Source organism: Micromonospora sp. NPDC049559 (assembly GCF_040676675.1).
In the GTDB taxonomy this organism is placed as follows: Bacteria; Actinomycetota; Actinomycetes; order Mycobacteriales; family Micromonosporaceae; genus JBFAPK01.
Map to the genome: position 1 here is coordinate 40,129 of NZ_JBFAPK010000035.1, position 21,306 is coordinate 61,434.

General features: G+C 75.4%; 18 protein-coding genes. 9 read left to right on the forward strand and 9 right to left on the reverse strand.

Annotated features, from left to right (window positions below; genetic code table 11):
• Positions 1-3: 3 nt before the first annotated feature.
• Complete coding sequence (locus AB0J86_RS29750; protein WP_363860956.1) at positions 4-1,209, forward strand: glycosyltransferase family 4 protein; 1,206 nt, start codon at positions 4-6, stop codon at positions 1,207-1,209.
• Between the two features lie 151 nt (positions 1,210-1,360).
• Here AB0J86_RS29750 and AB0J86_RS29755 read toward each other — a convergent pair whose 3' ends face one another.
• The gene (locus AB0J86_RS29755) at positions 1,361-1,792 is read right to left on the reverse strand and encodes a PPC domain-containing DNA-binding protein (protein WP_363860957.1); all 432 of its coding nucleotides are present in this window, start codon (positions 1,790-1,792) and stop codon (positions 1,361-1,363) included.
• A 198-nt stretch (positions 1,793-1,990) separates the two neighbouring features.
• Here AB0J86_RS29755 and AB0J86_RS29760 point away from each other — a divergent pair, with 198 nt between their 5' ends.
• From AB0J86_RS29760 to AB0J86_RS29770, 3 genes are read left to right on the forward strand one after another with little or no spacing between them, the layout of a single operon-like run.
• A complete protein-coding gene (locus AB0J86_RS29760) occupies positions 1,991-2,365 on the forward strand; it encodes a VOC family protein (RefSeq protein ID WP_363860958.1) in 375 nt (124 codons plus the stop codon).
• A gap of 1 nt (position 2,366) precedes the next feature.
• Positions 2,367-2,693, forward strand: a complete 327-nt coding sequence (locus AB0J86_RS29765; protein ID WP_363860959.1) for a metalloregulator ArsR/SmtB family transcription factor — start codon at positions 2,367-2,369, stop codon at positions 2,691-2,693.
• Positions 2,686-3,117 carry an SRPBCC domain-containing protein gene (locus AB0J86_RS29770; RefSeq protein WP_363860960.1) on the forward strand — a complete coding sequence of 144 codons (432 nt, stop codon included), beginning with the start codon at positions 2,686-2,688 and terminating at the stop codon, positions 3,115-3,117. The genes AB0J86_RS29765 and AB0J86_RS29770 overlap by 8 nt, the downstream gene beginning before the upstream one ends.
• 93 nt (positions 3,118-3,210) lie before the next feature.
• On the opposite strand, the gene AB0J86_RS29775 is transcribed toward AB0J86_RS29770, so the two are convergent.
• Positions 3,211-6,612 (reverse strand): S8 family serine peptidase, encoded by a 3,402-nt coding sequence (locus tag AB0J86_RS29775; protein WP_363860961.1) that lies wholly within the window; start codon positions 6,610-6,612, stop codon positions 3,211-3,213.
• 264 nt (positions 6,613-6,876) lie between these two features.
• On the reverse strand, positions 6,877-7,362 hold the full coding sequence (locus AB0J86_RS29780) for an FBP domain-containing protein (protein WP_363860962.1): 486 nt from the start codon (positions 7,360-7,362) through the stop codon (positions 6,877-6,879).
• Between the two features lie 60 nt (positions 7,363-7,422).
• Here AB0J86_RS29780 and AB0J86_RS29785 point away from each other — a divergent pair, with 60 nt between their 5' ends.
• Complete coding sequence (locus tag AB0J86_RS29785) at positions 7,423-7,992, forward strand: WHG domain-containing protein (RefSeq protein ID WP_363860963.1); 570 nt, start codon at positions 7,423-7,425, stop codon at positions 7,990-7,992.
• Positions 7,993-8,037: 45 nt separating this feature from the next.
• Here the strand turns inward: AB0J86_RS29785 and AB0J86_RS29790 are convergent, their stop codons facing one another.
• Both AB0J86_RS29790 and AB0J86_RS29795 read right to left on the reverse strand, forming a co-directional pair.
• On the reverse strand, positions 8,038-9,255 hold the full coding sequence (locus AB0J86_RS29790) for a hypothetical protein (RefSeq protein WP_363860964.1): 1,218 nt from the start codon (positions 9,253-9,255) through the stop codon (positions 8,038-8,040).
• A complete protein-coding gene (locus AB0J86_RS29795; protein ID WP_363861008.1) occupies positions 9,248-9,778 on the reverse strand; it encodes a SigE family RNA polymerase sigma factor in 531 nt (176 codons plus the stop codon). The genes AB0J86_RS29790 and AB0J86_RS29795 overlap by 8 nt, the downstream gene beginning before the upstream one ends.
• Positions 9,779-10,243: 465 nt before the next feature.
• Between AB0J86_RS29795 and AB0J86_RS29800 the strand changes: the two genes are divergently transcribed.
• On the forward strand, positions 10,244-11,704 hold the full coding sequence (locus AB0J86_RS29800) for a hypothetical protein (RefSeq protein WP_363860965.1): 1,461 nt from the start codon (positions 10,244-10,246) through the stop codon (positions 11,702-11,704).
• A gap of 112 nt (positions 11,705-11,816) precedes the next feature.
• The gene (locus AB0J86_RS29805; protein ID WP_363860966.1) at positions 11,817-12,986 is read left to right on the forward strand and encodes a hypothetical protein; all 1,170 of its coding nucleotides are present in this window, start codon (positions 11,817-11,819) and stop codon (positions 12,984-12,986) included.
• Positions 12,987-13,104: 118 nt separating this feature from the next.
• Here the strand turns inward: AB0J86_RS29805 and AB0J86_RS29810 are convergent, their stop codons facing one another.
• The 4 genes from AB0J86_RS29810 to AB0J86_RS29825 all read right to left on the reverse strand — a co-directional run bounded on the left by AB0J86_RS29810 (position 13,105) and on the right by AB0J86_RS29825 (position 18,669).
• Positions 13,105-16,185, reverse strand: a complete 3,081-nt coding sequence (locus tag AB0J86_RS29810; RefSeq protein WP_363860967.1) for a BTAD domain-containing putative transcriptional regulator — start codon at positions 16,183-16,185, stop codon at positions 13,105-13,107.
• A gap of 60 nt (positions 16,186-16,245) precedes the next feature.
• Entirely contained in the window at positions 16,246-17,499 is a 1,254-nt protein-coding gene (gene fmdA / locus AB0J86_RS29815) for a formamidase (RefSeq protein ID WP_363860968.1), read from the reverse strand.
• A gap of 109 nt (positions 17,500-17,608) precedes the next feature.
• Positions 17,609-17,893, reverse strand: a complete 285-nt coding sequence (locus AB0J86_RS29820) for an FmdB family zinc ribbon protein (RefSeq protein WP_363860969.1) — start codon at positions 17,891-17,893, stop codon at positions 17,609-17,611.
• A 194-nt stretch (positions 17,894-18,087) separates the two neighbouring features.
• On the reverse strand, positions 18,088-18,669 hold the full coding sequence (locus AB0J86_RS29825; RefSeq protein WP_363860970.1) for a CGNR zinc finger domain-containing protein: 582 nt from the start codon (positions 18,667-18,669) through the stop codon (positions 18,088-18,090).
• 18 nt (positions 18,670-18,687) lie between these two features.
• On the opposite strand from AB0J86_RS29825, the gene AB0J86_RS29830 reads away from it, so the two are divergent.
• Together AB0J86_RS29830 and AB0J86_RS29835 are read left to right on the forward strand one after the other, a co-directional pair.
• Positions 18,688-20,079: an MFS transporter gene (locus AB0J86_RS29830; protein ID WP_363860971.1), complete on the forward strand. Its 1,392-nt coding sequence runs from the start codon at positions 18,688-18,690 to the stop codon at positions 20,077-20,079.
• Between the two features lie 116 nt (positions 20,080-20,195).
• Positions 20,196-21,275 carry a prenyltransferase gene (locus tag AB0J86_RS29835; RefSeq protein ID WP_363860972.1) on the forward strand — a complete coding sequence of 360 codons (1,080 nt, stop codon included), beginning with the start codon at positions 20,196-20,198 and terminating at the stop codon, positions 21,273-21,275.
• Positions 21,276-21,306 lie beyond the last annotated feature (31 nt).

Sequence of the window (21,306 nt, forward strand, 5' to 3'; positions counted from 1 at the left end):
CCGATGACCCACGCCCGGACGCGGTACGACCTGACCGTCGCCCTCACCTACTACCTGCCGTACATGAGCGGGGTGACCCACACGGCGCGTACCGTCGCCGAGGGGATGGCGGCGCGGGGCTGGCGGGTCGCCGTGGTGACCAGCCAGCACGACCGTTCGACGCCGCGCCGGGAGACCATCGCCGGCGTGGACGTGTACCGCTCCCCGGTGCTCGGGCAGATCACCCGGGCGCAGATCAGCCCGGCGTACCCGGTCGAGGCGGCCCGGATCGCGCGCCGCTCCTCGCTGCTCTACCTGAACCTGCCGATGGCGGAGGCCGCGCTGCTCTCCCGGCTCGCCCACCCCACCCCGATCGTGAGCATGCTGCACATCGACCTGTACCTGCCGCCGGGGCTGCTCAACCGGGTCGCGGTCGCCGCCTCCGACGTGACCTCCCGGGCCGCGCTGCGCCGCTCCGCCGCCGTGATCACCAACAGCGAGGACCAGGCCCACGCGTCGAAGTTCTGGCCGCTGGTACGGCGCAAGCCGTTCCGCGCGATCCCCGCCCCCTGCCTCGACCGGCGCGGCGGCCGGCCACGGTACCGGCGCGGCGGGGGGCTGCACGTCGGCTTCCTGGGGCGCATCGTCGAGGACAAGGGCATCCCGTACCTGGTCCGGGCCTTCCGGCAGATCACCGACCCGGACGCCCGGCTGCTGATCGCCGGGAACCACCGGGATGTGATGGGCGGTGACAACCTCGCCGACATCCGCGCGGAGATCGGCGCCGACGACCGCATCCACGTCCTCGGTGAGCTGCGCGGCCAGGAGATCGACGACTTCTACGCCTCGATCGACGTCTTCGCGCTGCCGTCGCTGGCCGAGTCGTTCGGCATCGTGCAGGCCGAGGCGATGATGTGCGGCGTACCGTCGGTCACCTCCGACCTGCCCGGCGGGCGGTACCCGGTGCTGGCGACCCGGTTCGGCACCCTCGTACCGCCGCGCGACCCGGACGCGCTGGCCGGGGCGATCCGGCGGCTCGCGGCCATCCCGCCCGACGTACGGGAGGCGAAGGCGCGCGAGGCGCGCGCGCTCTTCGCTGCCGAGCGCGGCCTGGACGCGCACGAGGAGCTGTTCCGGCTGGTACGCGACCGGGCGGGCGCGACCGGGGCCGTGGACCCGCCGCGGCCGCGACGGTCGGTGCTGGCCGAGGACGTCGAGCCACGGAGCTAGGCCGGCCGGGCCGCGATTCCGTGGTGGTGCGGATAGTTCCGTTCCGCCGGACCGACGGCACGGGGCCGGGCCGGCTCGGTCCGGCTCCGGCTCCGGCTCCGGCTCCGGCCTCGGGCCAACCGGGCGGCTCCGACCTGCTCTGCGCGGACGATCAGGGCGAGAGCAGCGCCAGCCCGGTCTCCCGGTCGACGCGCTTGGCCAACTCCGGCCCGACCTCGGTGACGATCACCTCAAGGGTGGGCCAGACCTCCCCGCCGAGCAGGTGGCCGCCCACGGTCGAGCCGTCCCGCCTGCCGAGCACGGCGTGCAGGTGCAACTGCGTTTCGTCGCCGGCCTGTGCCACGTCGCCGAGCAGGGAGAGCACCTCCACCTGCTCGTCCACGGGTATGCGCAGGTAGTCGTGGCGCCCCCGGTCGAAGTAGCCGAGTTCGGCCCTACGCAGCCCGCCGACCGCGGTGACCTGCGCGGCCCGGATCCCGTGCTCCCGTACGGCGTCGAGCAGCACGTCCGGCACCCGGTCGCCCTTGTCGCAGGCGACCACCAGGGTCCGCCGGCGCTGGTCCTCGATCTCCCGCAGCCGCATCGGCCGCACCTCCCCATGCTGGCGCTCTCCATGCTGGCGTCGCCGCCCGGCGCCGGGCGGTGTCCCCGGCATACCCGGTCGGGCCGGCGCCCAACCCTCTCCCGGACCCCGGCGGCCCGGACCCCGGCAGCCGGGCACCCCGGCGGCCCCGACGGCCGGCTTGACAGGTAGGAATTCTCCTACCTATGGTCTCTGACCATGGCAATCTCACACATCAAGCTGCTCTCCGTGCCGGTCACCGACCCGGACCGGGCAAAGGAGTTCTACACCGGCGTGCTCGGCTTCGAGCTGCTCGCCGACAACCACATGGGGCCGGCCCAGCGGTGGGTGCAGGTCGCGCCGAAGGGGGCGGCCACCTCGATCACGCTGGTCACCTGGTTCGACACCATGCCGCCCGGCTCGCTGCGCGGGCTGGTGCTGGAGACCGACGACCTCGAAGCCGACGTCGCCGCGCTGGCCGCGCGCGGGCTGGAGATCCCCGACGGCGTCCAGAACGCGCCGTGGGGGCGGTACGTGCGGTTCACCGACCCGGACGGCAACGGGCTCGTACTCCAGGCCACGGCGGGCCGCTGAGGTGGACGTCTTCGCGGCGGTGGCCAACCCCACCCGCCGGCAACTGCTGCGGATGCTCCTGGACCAGGGACCGCAACCGGTGCAGGAGCTGGCGGAGCGCTTCGAGATGCGCCGGCCCAGCCTGTCGGAGCACCTGAAGGTACTCAAGGACGCCGGCCTGGTGGTCGAGCGACGGGCCGGACGCCAGCGGCTGTACTCGCTGCGGGCCGAGCCGCTGCGCGAGATGACGGAGTGGCTGGCGCCGTACGAGCGGTTCTGGCGGGACAAGTTGACCAACCTGGGCGAACTGCTGGACAGCGGCGCCGCGGACGGGGACGACGATGAGTGAGCGCGGGGTCGTCCGGGTCGACCAGTACCTCGCCCACGCACCGGCCAAGGTCTGGCGGGCGCTGACCGACCCCGAGCTGCTCGGCCGCTGGCTGATGCCGAACGACTTCAAGCCCGTGGTGGGGCACCGGTTCACGTTCCACACGACACCCCGCCCGCAGCAGGAGTTCGACGGCGTCGTGCACTGCGAGGTGCTGGAGCTGGCGCCGCGGCGGCTGCTGCGGATCGCGTGGCGGGGCGGCCGGCTCGACACCACGCTGACCTGGACGCTGGTGCCCGAGGGGCGCGGCACCCGGCTCCTGCTGGAACACGCCGGCTTCGACCCGGACGACCCGGTACAGCTCGGGGCGTACACCCTCATGGGCGGCGGCTGGCGCGCGCGCGTGCTGCCCGCGCTGGAGCGGGTCCTGGCCGAGACCGGCTGACCCGCCGGCGGCCGACCGCGCCGCGCTCGACGAGCGCTCCGGCGCCGGTCGACCCGGACGCGGCGCCGGTCGGCGCCGCGTCCGGGTCGCCGCTCAGTACCGGTAGGCGCGGACGACGGTCTGCCGGACGGTGTTGCCGCCGGTGTCCGTCGCGGCGGCCCGCAGCGAGACGAAGCCGGAGCCGGTCGGGTTCTGCACCCAGGCGACCGCCTTCTCGCCGGAGCGCCGCACGGTCAGCCGCCGCCACGTCCTGCCGTCGTCGAAGGAAGCCTCGACGGTCAGGCTGCTGGTCCGGCTCGGCGCCGCACCGACCTGCCGGTCGATGGAGATCGGGATGGCGAAGCGCCGGCCGGCCGGCGCCCGGTTGTCGAGGTCCAGCTCCGGGGTGTACCGGATCGCCGTCATCGGCAGCTTCACCAGCTCACCGTCGGGCACGTGCCCGGATCTGAAGGTCCACTCGGCGTCGACCACGGTGGACAGGGTGAACGCCGGGTCGCTGCGGAAGGTCGCGGTCAGCCGGTAGTCGCCCTTCTCCGCCGGTACGTCCCAGGTCCAGGGGGCCTGGTCCGCGTCTCCGATCCTGACCCCGTTCCGGTACAGCTCCACCCGCACGCTGCCGCCGACGACGTGCCGGAAGCCCATGTGGCCGGCACCGTCACCGTGCAGCGGTCCCGGCCCGCCGATAGTGTCGCCCCAGTAGCGGGTGGCGTACTGCTGGCCGAAGTTCGGCTCCGGGAAGACCGGCCCGACCACCCCGTTGGCCCACGCCACCGTGTACGTGCGGCCGGGCTCGAAGCGGGTCCACGGCGACTGGTAGTACGTGTACCCCTGCTGGGCCGAGGTCGACTGCCACACCGCCTGCTTGTCCTGGTTGTAGTACTCCGTGATGGTGCTCGGCACGTCGTAGCTGAAGCTCGGCGGGGTGACCCGCCCGTCGTTCGACCGGGAGATCGGCGAGTTGCCGGGGGCGTGCGCGAACGCCTGCCGCGACACCGGCACACCGGCCACGTCCGCGCCGATCCGGGAGCGGACCGTGGCGAAGTCGCCCGTACCCAGCCGGCGGGTCAGCCCGGTCATCATCCGCTCCGGCTCGTAGAGGTAGACCCGGTAGACGTACGGGCTGTTGTGCAGGCCGCCGTCGGAGTCGACCCGGCCCCAGATCCCGTTGACGTAGGAGACGAAGCCGGGCGTCCTGCCGGTCCCGATCTGCGCGGTCCGCACGTGGTCGAAGGGGACGTTCATCAGCACGCCGTACGGGTCGTTGCTGCCCCAGATCTGCGGGGCCTCGGTCCGGATCGTCCAGCCGGACTCCTGGAAGACCGCGGTCGCCTCCGGCCTCGGTACCGACACCGCGACCGGCTTGGCCAGCCGGGCGTCCATGGTCAGCGCCTGGTCCCGGGTCAGGTCGAGACTCGGGCGCACCAGCGAGGTGATCCGGGGGAAGGACGGGTCGCCGGTCTCCAAATAGGTCTGGACCAGGTAGCGGCCGGCGCGAACCCGGTACCGGGTGGTCGCGGGGTCGCCGAGCACCAGGAGGGTCTGCCGGTCCAGGTCGGTCAACACGGTCACCCAGCCCTGGTCGGCCGAGGGCCCCGCGCCGTCCGGGCCGACCAGCGTGAGGGCCAGTTCGTGGCGGGCGACGTCGAGCGCGACCGGGGTCTGCACCCGCACGTCGCCGCCGACGGCGGTCACCTCGCCGCCGAAGTAGCGGTCGGGCAGGTCGGCGCCGGCCCGCACGGTCACGGCGACGGTGGCCGTGCCGCCGGCCGGGACCGTCACCGCGGCGGCGCTCAGGCCGAACAGGCCGGCCGGCGCCGCGGCGCCGTCGGCGTCCCTGGCGTCGAGGGAGACCGCCAGCGTCACGGCCGAGGAGCCGGAGTTCGCGTACGTGACCGTGCGCGTCTGCGCGGTGGCGGCCCGCTCGAAGGCGACGCTGACCGGGCTCGCGGTGACCGGCTGCCGGATCGCCCGGGCGACGTCGAGGAAGCCCGCGCCCTGCTCGTAGACGCCGATCGCGGCGTTCGGCCGGGCGGCGGCCATCAGCGTGGACTTGATCCGATCGGGGCCCCAGTCCGGGTGCTGCTGGGCCAGGATCGCCGCCGCGCCGGCCACGTGCGGGGTCGCCATGGAGGTGCCGTTGAGGCTGGCGTAGCGCGGGTTCTCGTCGTCGGGCCACAGGTCGGAGGTGGAGCTGCGGGCGGCGACGATGCCGACGCCGGGCGCGGTGAGGTCCGGCTTGATGCCGGCGTCGCCCGTACGCGGACCCCGGCTGGAGAACTCGGCCAGCTCGCCCGTCTTGGTCACGGCGCCCACGGTCAGCGCCTCGGCCACGCTGCCGGGCGAGTCCACCGTGGACTCGCCGGCCGCGCCGCTGTTGCCGGCGGCGACGACGAAGAGCACGCCGTAACGGTGGCTGAGGTCGGCGACGGCCGCCTCGATCGGGTCGGTCTCCGGGCTGTCCGGACCGCCGAGGCTCATGTTGGCGACCTTGACGCCCTGCTGCGCCGCCCAGGTCATGCCGGCCAGGATCGCCGACTCCGGGCAGCCCTCCTCGGTGCAGACCTTGGCGCTGTAGAGGGTCGCGCCGGGCGCCATGCCCTTGTACCGGCCCTGCGACGCGGCGGCGGTGCCGGCGATGGTGGAGGCGACGTGCGTACCGTGCCCGACCCGGTCGAGGACGTCCGGGTCGGCGGTGAAGTTCGCCGCGGCGGCGACCCGGTCGGCCAGGTCGGGGTGGGTCTGGTCGACGCCGGTGTCGATGACGCCGACCTTCACCCCCGCCCCCGTCCAGCCGGCCTGCCAGGCCTCCGGCACGCCGGTCAGCGGGACGCTGACGTCGAGGGTGGGGTGGCGCAGCCCGTCGAGCCAGATCCGGTCGACGCCGGCCCGCAGCTTCCGCTCCCCGCCGCCCGTCGCGGAGGTGACGGCGTTCCAGAAGGAGACCGCCTCCGCGCGGCTCTCCGCGACCGCGCTCGCCCCGGAGAGCGCCCGGGTGGTCCGGGCACCGGCGAGGCCGGCCGGGGCGGCACCGCCGTGCTCCACGATGAGCGGCAGGCTGGTTCGGCTGTCGTCGTAGCCGAAGCCGACCAGCGTCGAGACGTCGAAGAGCCGCGCGTCGAGCCGGCCCCGGTTGAGCAGGCCGACCGCGTCGGCGGGGATGACCCGTACGTCGTCACCGGCGCTGTGGGTGATGAAGGGGATCCGCTCCCGTCCCCGCCCCGGCACCACGTCGACGGTGGTCCGGCCGTCGACGGCACCGACGTGGACGGTGTCGCCGGTGAGCAGCGTGACCGTCCGGGGCTTGGCCGCGACCGCGGGGGTGGTCGCGCGGCCCGCGGCCGGCGGCGTGCTCGGCCGGTCCGCGGCCGGGGGTGTGCTCGGCCGGCCCGCGGCCGGGGGCCGCGCCGAGGCCGGCGAACCGCCTCCGGCCAGCGCCGAGACGCCCGGCACCAGCAGCGCGAGCGCCAGTGCCGTTGTCGTGCGAACTGATCGCATCGTTCTCCCTACAGACATGCAAAAGGTGTCCGGTGTCCCGGACATGACCAGCGGGGGTACCAGGTCGTCCCGGGTCGCTCGGGTGAGCTCCCCAGGTGGTGGCGGCGGTGATGATCATGCGGGGGCTACCGTATCCGGCGCGCGCGGTCCTGGATAGAGCGTCGGCCGCCGCCCGGTGACCCGGACCGGTCGGAGGAGCGGTCCGAGGCGCGGTCAGCGGTCCGAGGCGCGGTCAGCGGTCAGCGGTCCGCGGCGGAGCGGACGTCAGTCCATGACCCGGCGGAGGAAGGCGGCGAGGGCGGCGTCCGTACGCTCGATCTTCTCGGCCAGGGTGATGGTCTCGTCGAGGCGCCGCCCGGCGTCCTTCTTCCCCCGCAGGTAGAGCGAGCAGGCCAGGTCGGTGCAGAGGTAGGCGCCCACGGAGTCGCCCTGCCGCCCGCTCCGGCCGGCCTTGCGCGCGGTCATCAGCGAGACGCCGTCGCCGGTGTGGGTGGTCAGGCAGAGCGAGCACATGCTGCGGCGTACCCGCCCGGTCTGCGGCGCCACCCGCAGCGCCACCCCGACCAGCCCCGTGCCGGACTCGGCGACCAGGTAGGCCCGCTCCGCCGCGGCCGGGTCCCGCCAGCCGAAGAAGTCGAGGTCACCCCAGGGGCGTTCGGCCAGGTCCTTCGGTACGGCCAGCCGCCGCGCCTCGCCCTTGGTGCAGTTGACGAAGGCGGCGCGGATGGCGGGCTCGGTGAGGGGTAGCATAGGCACTAGCCTAAACTCTTTAGGCAGATGCCAAAATGATTTAGGTGTGGGGTGGGGCACATGACGCGCGCGGGCCTGAGCGCCGAGCGCCTGACCCTGGCGGCGGCGGAGCTGGCCGACCAGGTCGGCATCGAGAAGGTGACCATCACGGCGCTCGCGCGCCGCTTCGGCGTGAAGGAGGCCAGCCTCTACTCCCACATCAGGAACGCCCAGGACGTACGGGTCAGGGTGGCGCTGCTGGCCATGGCCGAGCTGGCCGACCGGGTCGCCGCCGCACTCGCCGGCCGCGCCGGCAAGGACGCCCTGGTCGCGTTCGCCAACGCGTACCGGGACTACGCGCACCAGCACCCGGGCCGGTACGCCGCGATGCGGGTGGACCTGGACCCGGAGACGGCGCTCTCCAGCGCGGGCCCCCGGCACGCGGAGATGACGCGGGCCATCCTGCGCGGCTACCGGCTCGCCGAGCCCGACCAGACCGACGCGGTACGGATGATGCACAGCACCTTCCACGGCTACGTGAGCCTGGAGCGCGCGGGCGGCTTCCGGCACCACCCGCGCCCCGCGGACGCCTCCTGGTCCCGGACCCTGGACGCTCTCGACGCCCTGCTGCGGAACTGGCCGGCGGGCTGACCCACCCGGTGGCGGCGGCCGGTACCGCCGCCACCGGGGGACGGCTCACCTGACCGTGAGCGTGGCCCTGTTGTCCCAGTCGCCGAAGTCGACGGCGACGCCGCCCTTGTCGTCGAGCGTCTGGAACGCGACGGTGCCCCTGGTCGGCGGCTCCGTACCGGTGGTGAGAATGTGGAAGGTGAGCTTGCGTTCGGTCCTCGGCGCCATCGGCGGCAGGTCGCAGTAGAGCTTCTCACCCTCCGTGCTGACCTTCTGGCAGGCGTACCAGCCGGGGCTGGCGGTGGCCTGGCCGCCTCCGGGGCTGAGCGTGAAGACGAGCCGGGGGCGTTCGGCCGTCAGCTCACCGAGGTTGTTCATGGTGACGGTGACCGCCCCGGTGCGCTGGCCGGCGTCGTCCGCCGCCCCGTAGACCAGGTCGGTCGCGGTGACGGCCAGGCTCATCCGGCGCGGGTTCTCGGGGAAGCCGCGCTCCCCCTCGGACTGGACGAACCTCTTCCCGTCCCAGGTGTAGCCGCGCCACTGGCGCAGCGTCCAGGCGACGTCCCAGCCGCCGCCCGGCGCGATGTCGCCCAGCTGCACGCGGACCAGGCCGTCGGGGCGCACCTCGACGTCGTCGAAGATCCACTCGGGCGGCCCCTGCTCGGTCCGGGTGACCCGGCCCATCGCGACGATCCTGCCGCTCTCGTCCCGGTCGAACGCGACCACCTGCCGCGGCCCGTGGGTACCGACGACACAGTGGACGGTGGCCACCGTCTCGGTCGCCCCGTCGCGGTCGACGTCACCGTAGGCCAGGGCCACGAGGAGGTTGTCGCCGTCGCGGGCCGTCTCCTCCGTCAGCCGTACCCGGCTGTTCTCGCAGGGCGACCTGGCCGGCCAGGCGGGCAGGTCGAGCCGGGCGCCGAGCAGTTGGGCCCGGGAGATCCGGCCGTCCGGTACGCCGGGGGTGGCCGAGACGGTCGGGGTCGGGGCGGCGGTCGGGGTGGGCGCCACAGTCGGCGACGGGGTCGGCCGGCCCGTGCTGGCCGGACCGGTGGGCGGAGGGGAGTTCCGGCCCAGCGCGGCGTACCCGGCCACCGGGGCGAGCACGAGCACCAGCGCCACGGCCAGCCCGGTGGTGATCGCGACCCGACGGCGACGGCGGACCGTGTGCCGTACCGCGTCCGGACCGGGCGGGCTCACCCGGCCGGACAGCTCCGTACGGAAGGCGACGAACGCGGCGTCCAGCGCGCCGGCGTCGTACCCGGTGTCGTTGTGGTCAGCCATCGTTCCGCTCCTTACGGTCGGCCAGCTCGGCGGCGAGCGCGACCCGGCCCCGGTGCAACCAGGACTTCACGGTTCCCTCCGCCACGCCCTCCTGGCGGGCGATCTCGGCGACCGCCATGTCGGCGAGGTAGTGCAGCACCACCGCGCGCCGGTGCTGCGGTGGCAGGAGCGCGAGCGCGGCGGTGAGGGCGACCCGGTCCGGGGTCGGCCCGGGAACGTGCTCCTCCCGCTGCCGGCGCAGGTAGGTCTGGGCGGTGCGCAGCCGGCGCCACCGGCTGGTGGCCAGGTTCCACGCGACCCGGCGGACCCAGGCGACCGGATCGTCGTACCGGACCACCCGGTCCCAGCGCGCGAACGCCCGGCAGAACGCCTCCTGCACCAGGTCCTGCGCCTGCCCCAGGTCTCCCGTGTAGGCGCAGAGCTGCAATGTCATGGGCCGGAAGTGGGCGTGGTAGAACGCGTCGAAGTCGATCCCCGCGGACCCGCCCGTACCGACGTCGTCGGCGGGCGTGACCGGTGGCAACGCGTCAAGGTTCAGTTCTGTCGTCACCGTCGGCCATCCTCCCCACCCCGGGCCCCCGCCGGGAGACGCCGTTAACACGCCCTCCGGGCCGCGCGGGTTGCGCAGCCCCCCGGCGCGGCGGCTGTCGGTTGCCCGACGCGGCGCGGCTGGCCTGGGCGCTTTCCGCCGGGCGGGCTACGGCGGTTATGCGGAAAGCGGTTGGTAAGCGCCGGACAGCATCCTCGGTTCCAGCCAGATCCGGATCCCGGAAAGGGGACTCACATGGTCAAGCACTACATCAAGCACGCCCTCAGCACGCTCGCCGGCGCGATGTTCGTGCTCAACGGCTGAGCGACCCGCCTCGCCAGGGCAGGCGCCGGCCGGCGCGAGCCGGGGCCACACCGGCGTCTGCCCGAGGCCAGCACGTCGTTCCACCCCGGAGCCGATCTCCCGCCGGCTCCGGGCCCTCCCGCCGGAAGGTTCCGCGTGTTCGCCACCGCCATCCACCAGCTCCGGTACGCCGCCGGCCTGCTGCGCGGCGAGGAGATGCCCGTCGCGAGCCTCGCCCGACTCGCCCGTGACCTCGTCGCCACGGTCGCCGAGTTCGGCGAGCCGGGCGAGGATTCCCAACTGCTGCCGGGCCAGCAGCAGGCACCCGACCCCGAGGTCGCCCGTACGATCACCACCCGCAGCCTGCGCAAGACCGCCGGCCGGGCCGCGGCGCGTACCGCCTACTACGCGCGACTCTTCGCCGACGGCGCGCCCCCGCCGGCGGAGCTGACCCTGGAGAGCTGGACGGAGCTGCCGGTCACCCCCAAGGCCGCCCTGCGCGGCATGCCCGCCGCCTTCGTCGCCGCCGGGGTCGAGCCGGCCCTGCTGGCGCTCACCACCGGCACGACCGGCCAGCCCACCTCCGTCTGGTTCAGCCGGCGGGAACTGGAGCTGCTGACCGCGCTCAACACCATCTCGGCGGTGCTCAGCCAGCGGCTGCGGCCCGGTCACGTGGTCGCCTTCGCCGGCTCGTCCCGGGCGACCGTACCGCTGCTGGGGGTCGGCACCGCCGTACCGGCGGTCGGGGCGACGTTCGTGCAGTTCGGCACGATCGAACCGCGGGTGGCGGTCGAGCGGCTCGCGGCCCCGCTGCCGCTGCCCGGGTCGCCCCGGCAGGTCACCCACCTGACCGCCAACACGTCCTACCTGGCCGCCCTGGTCGCGGTCGCCGAGCGGGAGGGCTGGCGCCCGGCCGACTTCGGCCTGGAGTCGATCCAGGTCGGCGGCGAGGTGCTGACCGAGGCGCTGCGCGCCCGGGCCGCCGCGGTCTTCGGTGCCGAGGTCAACATCGGCTACCTGCTCACCGAGGCGGTACCGGCCGGCGCCGCCCGCTGCACCGCCGGCCACCTGCACTACGGCCGCGAGTTCGCGCACTTCGAGTTCCTCGACCCGGTCACGTACCGGCCCGCGGAACCGGGCGGTACCGGCATCGTGGTGATCACCCCGTTCGTCCCGTACCGGGAGTGCACGCTGCTGCTGCGGTACGCGACCGGGGACCTGGTCCGGCTGCTCGACACCGCGCCGACCTGCGAACTGGCCGCGATCCCGGCCACCTCGGACGTCATCGGCCGGTACACCGGCGAGCTGAGCCTGCGGGTGCCGCACCGGGACGTGCTGGAGGTGCTCGACGCCGAGCCCGCCGTGCCGCTGCCGGTCCGGTACGCGCTGGTCGACCAGCGGCTCGGCCCGGTGCTGCACGTGTCGGTGGAGCGCTCCTCCCCCGCGCTGCTGGCCCGGCTGGAGGAGGCGGTCGCCGCGCGCGGGCTCGACATCTGCGGGGTCATGCTGCACGAGGACGCGGCGGACCTGCCGCGGACCCCGCCGCTCCGCGCCGACCTGACGGAACGCTCCTTCGACCGGTACGGGGTGCGCGCACGGACACCAGCACCCGTGTGAGCCGCCCAGCGCCACCCCGCACCGCCCCGGTCCGCGCGCACCGCCGCGCGCGCCCACGCCCGAGACCCGGCCCCGCCCGCGACCCGGCCACCCCGGCTGAAAGGTGAACCCGATGGTTCCCGCGATCGTCACGCTCAACGTCTGCGTGGCCGCGCTGGTCGGCGCCACCGTGGCCTTCGCCGGCCGCTACCGGCTGCCCCGGCCGCCGATCGGCACCTACACGTACGGCGACATGATGATCATCATCACGATGGTGGTGGTCGCCCCGCTGGCGTACCTGGCCCTGCCCGGCCCGGTGGTGGCCACGGTCTTCGGGCTGGTGCTGCTGGTCGCCGTGCAGCTGGGACTCGCGCCGCTGCTCGGCGGCCGGGTGGCGTGGCTGGTCGCGACCGGGCTCTGCCTGGTCACCGCCGCCGCCTGGCTGCTCGACCGGCCGGTACCGGTGATCCTGCTGACCGACGCGCTGCTCGCGGTCGGGGTGATCGCGGTGGCGAGCCTCTGGGCCGGCAGCGGCATGCGCGCCGGGCACGTGGCCTTCCTGGCCGCGCTGCTCACCGCGTACGACCTGGCCGCGACCACGCTCACCACGGTGATGACCCGCTTCTTCGAGCAGGTGCAGGGGCTGCCGTTCGCGCCGCTCTTCCTCGTCTCGCACGGCGCCGAACCCGTCGGTATCGGCCTCGGCGACCTGCTGATGCTCGCGCTCTTCCCGCTCGTCGCGCAGCGCTCGTTCGGCCGCCCGGCCGGGCTGGTGGCGGCCGTGACGGGGTGCGCGGTCACGGCCACCGTCGGGGTGCTCTTCGCGACCGGCGTACTGAGCACCGGCGTACCGCTGCTCACCGTGCTCGGGCCGCTGATCGTCGGCCAGTACGCGCTCTGGCGCGCGCTCGGCCGGCGGGAGCGGCGCAACTGGCAGTGGCAGCGGGGTCTGCCGGCCGTCGGGGCGGGCCCGGTCGGGCCCGATCCGGCGCTGGTGACGGCGCTCGGCCTGGCCGGGCCGGACGGTCCGCCCGAGGAGGAGTGGCTCGCCGTGCACGAGGGACGGATCGTCGGCGCGGGCGCCTCGCCGGGTCTGGCTCGGCGCGCCGCCCGCGAGGGCGGATGCGCGGCGGTTCCGCTGGTCCGCCGCGCGACCGGCCTCGACCCGACCACGCCCAGCGCCGGCACGGAGGCACCCGGCCTCGACCCGACCACGCCCAGCGCCGGCACGGAGGCACCCGGCCTCGACCCGGCCAGGACCGACCGCGCCGGGGCCGCCCGGCCGGCGGCGCGGAACCGCTGACCGGGCCCGCCGTGCCGTCCGATACGAACCGGGGGCGGACGGCGCGGCGGGTCCGGCAGCGGAACCAACCGTCGAGGGCCGTCCGGATCGGCCAGCGCCGCGCCGACCGCACCGCCCGTCAGGGGCCGTCCGGCTCGGCCAACGCCGCGCGGGCCCGCTCCGCGCCGGCCAGGGCGCCGATGTCCAGGAAGGTCTCCTCGGCCTCCCGCAGCCGGGCGGCGGCCAGCTCGTGCTGACCCAGCCGCCGTCGCGCCGTGCCGAGGTCCAGCAGGGCGGGTGCGCGCAGCCGGGGCACCGGCAACCGCCGTACCGCCTCCTCCAGGTAGGGCACGGCGCGGTCGATGTCGCCGCCGCGCAGCTCCAGCCGGCCGAGGGCGTGCAGGGTACGGCCCATGCCGCGGCCGTCGTCGGAGCACTGGAACCAGGAGAGGGCCGCGGTCAGGTACTCCCGCGCCTGGCCCAGGTCGGGCCGGTCCACGAAGACCAGGCCGATGTTGAGCAGCAGGTACGCCTCGCCCTCCCGGTCCTGGATCTCGCGTACCAGCCCGAGGCACTCCCGGTAGCCGGCGAGCGCCTCGACGATCCGCCCCTCCTGCTCGTGCCACATCGCCACCCGGCGCAGCCCGAGGGCGAGCGACCGTGGGCTGCCGACGGCCCGCAGCAGGGCCAGACCCCGGCGGAAGTGCCGCGCCGCGACGGGGCTGTTGCCGTACTCGTAGCGCATCCGGGCCAGCGCGGTGAGCGCCAGCCCCTGGCCGGTACGGTCGTCGAGGAACCGGTACAGCCAGAGCGCGGCCCGCAGCCGGCCCAGCGCGGCCGGCACGTCGCCGAGCTGCTCGTGCAGCTGGGCGAGGAGGAACGCGGCCCGCGCCGCACCCCACGCGTCGGCCAGCCGGTCGAAGGAGTCCGCGGCCGCCCGCGCCGCGGCCAGCGCGCCGGGCAGGTCACCGGCGTCGTGGCGCCCGCCGGCCAGTTCGAGCTGGGTGTAGGCGACGCCGAGCGGGTCGTCCGCCGCCCGGGCCGCGCCGAGCGCGCGCCGGAAGATCTCGATCCGCTCGCGGGCCCGGGCGGTCAGCTCCAGGTGGTACGCCATCGCGACGGGCAGCGCCCACACCGGCGGCCCGAGGCCCAGCTCGCCGGCCTGGCCGACGAGCGCGAGCAGCGAGGGCAGCTCGGCCTCGAACCACGTCATCGGGTCGGCCAGCAGCCGGCCCGGGTCGGTCGGGAACCACCGGGGCACGCCCGCGGCCGAGAACGCGCGCAGCGGCGCGTCGGCGGCCGTCAGCTCCCGCAGCCGCAGGTCCGCGGCGCCGGCCAGGCCGAGCCAGCCGTCGATCACGCGGCCGAAGACGTCGCGCCGGTCCGCGTCGGCGTCCTGCGCGCCGGCCCGCTCCCGGGCGTACGCGCGGACCAGGTCGTTCAGCCGGTACCGGTGCTGCCCGGCCCGGTCCACGCCCGCGTACTCGATCAGGTGCAGGGTCACCAGCGAGTCCACGACGGACTCGCCCGCGACGGGGTCGTCGGCGATGGCCGCGAAGACCCACTTCGGTACGTCCGGCGCCGCCAGCAGCGCGACCATGCGCAGCGCGCGGCGGTGCTCGGCGGGCAGCGCCCGGTACGACAGCCCGATGCTGGCGCGCACGTCGAGGTCCCCGGCGGCGAACGGGTCCAGCCGCTGCCCCGCGCCGGCCAGTTCGGCGGCGACCTCTCCGAGCGTCAGGTCCGGGCGGGCGGCCAGCCGCTCGGCGATGATCCGGATGGCGAGCGGCAGCCCGGCGCAGCGCCGGAGGATCTCGGCGCCCGCCTCCGGCTCGGCGGCCAGCCGCGCCGCGCCGACCACCGACCGGAGCAGCGTGACCGCCTCGGGCTCGGAGAAGGAATTCAGCTCGAACCGGTGCGCGCCCTCCAACCCGGACAGCGGCCGGCGGCTGGTCACCAGCACCCCGCCGCCGGCGCCCGGGAGCAGCTGCCGGACCTGGGTCTCGTCGGCCGCGTCGTCGAGCACGAACAGGTACCGCCGGTCGACGGTGAGCGAGCGGATCAGGGCGCCCCGCTCGTCCGCGTCGGTCGGGATGGTCCGGCCCGGCACGCCGAGGGCCCGCAGCAGCTGCCCGGCCGCGCCGATCGCGGTCAGCGGGGCCGAGAAGCCGCGCAGGTTGAGGTAGAGCTGGCCGTCGGGGAAGTCGACCCGGAGCCGGTGCGCCACCCGTACCGCCAGGGTGGTCTTGCCGACGCCGGCCGCGCCGCTGAGCACGATCACGGTACGGGTGGCGGCCGGGCCGGCCGGGTGGCACCAACCGGTCAGCCGCGCCATGGCGTCGTCGCGTCCGACGAAGTCCGGGACGTCGGCCGGGAGGGTGCAGGGGGCGCTCGGCCGTGGGCGGTTCTCCTCCGGGTAGCCCTGCCGCAGCACGCCGAGGTACGCCTCGTGCAGCACGCGGCTCGGGTCGACGCCGAGCTCGTCGGCGAGGCTGTCGCGCACCCGCTCGTACACCGCCAGCGCGTCGGCCTGCCGGCCCGCCCCGGCCAGGGCCCGTACGACGATCGCCTGGGTCGCCTCGTCGAGCGGGTCCTCCTCGGCCAGCGGCGACGCGAGCGCCAGCGCCGCGCCCCAGTCCCCGGCCGCCAGTGCGGCCTCCGCGCCGGCCACCGCCACCTGGCGCCGCTGCCGGTGCAGCTGGGCGATCCCGAGACCGTCGTGCACGGGTACGTCCGCCAGGGCCGGCCCGCGCCAGAGGGCGAGCGCCTCGATCACCCGCTGGACCGTGACGGCCGGCGCGGTCGACTCGACCCGGGCCGCCAGGGCGTGGAACAGCTCCACGTCGGTCATCCCGCCGGCCAGGTCGAGCCGGTACCCGGTGCCGGAGGTGTGCAGGGTGACGCCGGCGCCGACCTCGGCGAGCCAGCGGCGCAGCCGGTGCACGGCCAGGTGCACGCTGCGCTTGGCGGATCCGGCGCCGCCGGCGGGCCAGGCCGCGGTGTAGAGCCCGGCCACGGTGACCTCGGTGCCCGGGGCGAGGGCGAGCACGCCGAGCACCGCGCGGAGCAGGGGCGAGCCCGGCGTGTCCCAGCCGGCGCGGGTGCGTACCAGCAGCGGGCCGAGCAGCGCGACCCGCACCGGTTCCGGTGGGCCGGCCGCGACCTCCCCGTGGTCCGGCGCGGACGCGGGCGATGTCCGGCGGGCCGGGGGTCCCGTCACGTTCACCACAATGCCGCCCGCGCGACATGTGATCAAGTGCGTTCCGGTTACCGGTGGATGTCAATTCGCCGCGCGCGGCGCACCCGGCCCGGCGTCGACCCGGGCCGGACCACCGGTCGACGGGCGTACGTCGAAGTCGAAGATCTCGGTCGGCAGGTAGACGGTGGCGCAGGAGTTCGGGATGTCCACCACCCCGGAGAAGCGCCCCTCGATCGGCGCCGCGCCGAGGATCAGGTACGCCTGCTCGGGCTGGTAGCCGAACCTGGTCAGGTAGTCGATGGCGTGCAGGCAGGCCCGCTGGTACGCCAGCGTCGAGTCGAGGTAGCGCTGCTCGCCGTCGGTGCTGACGGAGATGCCGGAGAAGGCGAGCCAGCGGCAGTACTGCGGTGCGGTGTTGCCGGGCAGGAAGATGGCGTTCTCCGTCACCCCGTACGTCGACATCCCGCCCTTGATCAGGTCGACGTGCAGGTCGACGAAGCCGCCCATCTCGATCGCCCCGCAGAAGGTGATCTCACCGTCGCCCTGGGAGAAGTGCAGGTCGCCGACGGAGAGGTTCGCGCCCGGCACGTAGACCGGGTAGAAGACGCGGGAGCCCTTGGTGAGGTTCTTGATGTCCTGGTTGCCGCCGTTCTCGCGCGGCGGGGCGGTGCGCGCCGCCTCGGCCGCGGCCCGCTCGAAGTCCCCGCCGGAGAGCGAGCCGAGCAGCGCGTCCTGCGGCAGCGGCGGCAGCGACAGCGGCGGTACCCGGTCGGGGTCGGTGGCCCGTAGCGCGCCCTCCCGCGCGTTCCACTTCGCGAGCAGCTCGGCCGAGGGCGCGGTACCCATCAGTCCCGGGTGGATCATGCCGGTGAAGCTCACCCCGGGGACGTGCCGCGACGTCGCCCGCTGCCCCGTGAAGTCCCAGATCGCCTTGTACGCGTCGGGAAAGTAGTCGGTGAGGAAGCCGCCGCCGTTCTCCCGGGCGAAGATCCCGGTGTAGCCCCAACCCTGGCCGGCCAGGGGCCCGGAGTCCTCCTGCGGGATCGGTCCCACGTCGAGGATGTCCACCACGAGCAGGTCCCCCGGCTCGGCACCCTGGACCGCGAACGGCCCGCTCAGCGCGTGCACGATCGACAGGGGTGCGTCCCGTACGTCCTGCGCCGAGTCGTCGTTGTGGATCTCACCGTCGAACCACTCCCGGCAGTGCACCCGGAACGACTGTCCGGGCCGGACGGTGGCGACCGGCGGGACGTCGGGATGCCACCGGTTGTGGCCGATCTTCTCCTGGTCGCGGAACTTCCGGTTCGAGTCCAGTGGGAACAGCACCTCGGGCATCTGCGCCTCCTTCCGCCGGGTTCGTGTCGGGTCGCTCTGCTCGCCGCGCGCCGGGCCCGCGCCCTCGGGCCGCGTCGCGGCGCCGGTCCGGGGGCGGGTGCCCGGCCGGTCAGGGTCGGGGCAGGCGGGGGTACCCGGGGTGCGCCGCCGCCCGGGACCGCGCGCCGCGCCGGTCCGGGATCCGGGTCACCACCTCGGGCGTCTCGGCGGTCCGTGCGGCCCGGTCGATCGCCCCGACCAGTCGCCGCGACATGGCGGCCAGCCGAGGCGCGGAGATCACCCGGACCGCCTCCCCGCGGCAGACCGGACAGCGCGCGGCCGGTGCGGCCTCCCCGATGGGAAACCGCAGGTCGAAGTCGCCGTCGCGGGGACACCGGTACCCGTACGTCGCCATCCCGCCGCCCTCCTGTCCGCTCCCCTGTCGCCGGAGCTTCCCCGGTCGTGTGCCGACCGGACCGGGCCGGGGCATGCCCAGCATCGGCCGCCCGACGACCGGTCCGCAGGCCAACGCCGCAACTCGTGGACGGTGTTGCCAGGGTGGCGGATGCGGCGGCAGCCAGCGCCGACGGGGCGGCCAGCCGCGTTCGTTCAGCCGCGTTCGTCAAGCTGCGCCGCGGCGGCGTCGCGGACCTGGGCGCGGTGGGCGGCGACCCGTACGCGGGCGGCGCAGGTGGCGGTGCAGTAGCGGCGGGTCCGGCCCGGCCCCTGGCGCAGCAGCGCGTGGCGGCAGTCCGGGGCGGCGCAGCGGGCCAGCACGTCGACGCCGTGCTCGGCGACGGCCAGGGCGAGCGCCATGCCGCCGGAGGCGGCCAGCCAGCCGCCCCAGGTCGAGTCGGGCGCGTCCACGTGCAGGTGCAGCGGTACGCCGTCGTGGCCGACCAGCCGGGGCCGGGCGGTACGGGCCAGCAGCGCGTTGAGCAGCTCGGCGATCCGCCGCTCGTCGCCGGCGGCGGTGAAGACCGCGGCGAGTTCGGTGCGCGCCGCCCGGGCCTCGGCCAGGTCGACGTCGGTCACCACGACCGGCTCCGGCTCGTCGTGGGCGAGCAGCAGTTCGCGCAGCCGGGCGGGCTCGGTGAGCAGGTCGCCGTGGCGCGGCGAGGGTTCCGTGTTCACCAGGGCCACCGCCAGGCGGGCCCAGCGGGTCGAGCCGAATCGCGTGTCCGCACCCATGCTGTTACGGTATCAGCCGTGCAAACCGTAACAGCGACCGGCCGGCTGGGGCACCGGGGACTGCGACTGGTCCTCACCGCCACGGTGTCGCGGCTGGTCGACGAGGCCGCCGGGGTGGCCGTGGTGCTGGTCGTCATGGAGCGGACCGGCGACGCGCGGCTCGCCGGGCTGGTCGTGTCGGCCTTCGCGCTGCCGACCCTGCTGACCGGTCCGCTGCTCGGCGCGCTGCTCGACCGGCTCCGCTCCACCCGGGCGCTCTTCCTCGCGAACCAGGTGGCGCTGGCCGGCGCGCTCGCGGGGATCCTGCTGCTCGCCGGGCGGGCACCCGGGCCCGCGCTGGTGGGCCTGGGACTGCTCGCGGGGCTCACCGCGCCCGTGCTGACCGGCGGTTTCAGCAGCGTGCTGCCGCGCGTCGTGCCGCCCGCCGGGATGCCCCGCGCCAACGCCGCCGACGCGGCCTCGTACAACGTCGCCGGGCTCGGCGGTCCCGCGTGCGTCGCGGCGCTGGCCGCCAGCCTCGGCGCCGGGCCGGCCCTCGCCGGCGCCGCCGGGCTCGCGGCGGTCGGCGCGGCGCTGGTACTGGTCGCGCCGCTGCCCGCCCCGGCGAGCACCCCGGCGGCCGGCCCGGAACCGGCACCGCCCGCGCCGACTGCCCGGCCCGGCGGTCCAGCGGCCCGGCCTGGCGGCGCAGCGGCGCGGCCTGGCGGCGCAGCGGCGCGGCCGGGTGCCGGGGAACCCCTGGTCCGGGCGCTCGCGGACGGGCTGCGGCTGCTCTGGCACCGCCCGCGGCTGCGCCGGACCACCATCGCCACCACCGTCGGCTACGCGGCCCAGGGTCTGCTCCCCGTCGCCGTGCCGCTGCTCGCCGTCGCGCTCGGCGAGCCCGCCGCGCGCGGCGGCTGGCTGCTCACCGCGCTGAGCGGGGGCGCGCTGGTCGGGGCGCTCGCCTCCGAGCGGCTGCTGCGGCGGTACCGGGCGACGAGGGTGCTGGCCGGCGCGCTGGCCGGGGCGGGTCTCGGCTTCGCCGCGGTCGCCGCCGCGCCGACGCTGGCGGTGTCCGTCCCACTGGCGGCGCTCGCCGGGATCGCCGGCGGTCCGGTGCTCGCCGCCACCCTCGCCGTCCGCCAGGAGCAGACCCCGCCGCACCGGTACGCCCAACTCGTGGCGACCGCCGCGAGCATCAAGACCGGCGCGTACGCCCTCGGCGCCGCCGCGACCGGGCTGCTCGCCGCGCAGCTGAGCCCGCGCGGGCTGCTCGCCGTCGTCGCGGCGGGCCAGGCGCTGGCGCTGGTACCGCTGCTCTGGCCGGCGCCGCGCCGCCGGGGTTCGGCGGATACCGATCGGATTGCCGACATGGCAATGGTTGGCACAGACCTGGGCCGCGCCCCCGACCGCGATTACAGTTTCTGACCGGTTGCCCTACGGAGCGTACCGGGGCCCGCCCGCCGGCCATCCGCGGCCGATCGCGGCGGCGGCGGGACGCCCGGGCGCCGCCACGGGTCGGACGACGACGGGAGCGGGCCGCGATGACGACGACTGCGGAGGCGCCGGCGACGCCGACCGGCCGGGCCCGGTTCCGGGGCTTCATCCGGCTGGCCCGGCTCAGGTTCCTGCTCTACAACGTGCTACCGGTCGGCCTCGGCGTGGCGGTCGCGGTACACGAGGGACACCCACTGCACCTCGGCTGGTACGCGGTCGCGCAGCTCTTCGCCTGGGTCGTGCACGTCATGACGCACTACTGCAACGAGTACTTCGACCTCGACGCCGACCGGGCCAACGTCTACCACACCCCCTGGACCGGCGGCAGCAGGGCACTGGTGGACGGGCTGGTCGCCCCGGTCGTCTCGCTCGGCACCGCCTTCGTGCTCTGGACCGGCACGGCCGTGCTGATCGCCGTGATGCCGACCGCGCAGGCGCGGCTGATCGGCGTACTGACCGTGGCGCTCGCCTGGTTCTACACGGCGCCGCCGCTGCGGCTGAACTACCGCGGCCTGGGCGAGTTGACCGTGGCGGCGATCCTCAACGGACTCTGGCCGGCGCTCGCCGCCCTGCTGCAGGCCGGTACCGTCCCGCCGCTGCTGCTCGCCGTGCTGGCACCGACCGCGCTGCTGCAGGCGGCCCGGATGATGGTGATGAACCTCGGCGACCGGGTCTCCGACGCCTCGGTCGGCAAGCGGACCCTGCCGGTGCTGCTCGGCTACCGCGCCGCTATCGGGATCGTCACGGCCGCGCAGGTCGTGGCGTACCTGATGCTCACCGCGTTCGCCGTGCTGGGCTGGCTGCCCTGGCTGGCCTGGGCGCTGATGGCCGCCACCGCGCCGCTCTCGGCCTGGCTGGTCCGCCGCCTGCGGGCGGGGGCGATGCGCGACGTCCGTCCCGAGCTGATGACACCGGTGGTGTTCTGGGCCTCCAACCACGTCTCGCTCGTCGTCTGCGCGGCCATGGCCGGGGTGGTCCTCGACGCGGCGCTGGCCGGCACCGGCGGTACCGCGACCGCGCTGCTCGGGGCCGTGCTGGCGGGGTACGCGGCGCTCTTCGGGCACCGGCTCTGGCTGGCCCGCCGCCTCGCGCATCATACGCGCGCGGCGGCCGGTGGCCATCGATGACGATCCTTGTTGGACCCTCGGGCGCCGGGTA